At 51.2% G+C, this 209-nt stretch carries 1 pseudogene; it reads right to left on the bottom strand.

The annotated features are described in order from the left end of the window. Nucleotides 1-209 (bottom strand): annotated as a pseudogene (locus tag HMPREF2807_RS13705) (IS3 family transposase); the annotation flags it as partial.

Genomic DNA, 209 nt, shown 5'->3' with positions numbered 1-209 from the left:
AAGTCCGTATCGTCGTTGAGGCTTGCAGCGATGCGTTTAGCACCATAAAGCCCGTGCTCATCATCGAAGATAGTCTTGATTCTCGCACCAAGAAGGGCATCGGAACACGTCTTTAACCTGCGTTTTTCGCGGGTGTTGACCCATTTGTAGAACGAGGAGCGATTGAGCTTTAACACGTGGCACATCCGCTTGACCGAGTACTCGGTTCG

This window comes from Corynebacterium sp. HMSC074A09 (assembly GCF_001811545.1).
Lineage (GTDB): Bacteria > Actinomycetota > Actinomycetes > Mycobacteriales > Mycobacteriaceae > Corynebacterium > Corynebacterium hiratae.
This window is presented reverse-complemented; position numbering and strand designations above follow the sequence as displayed.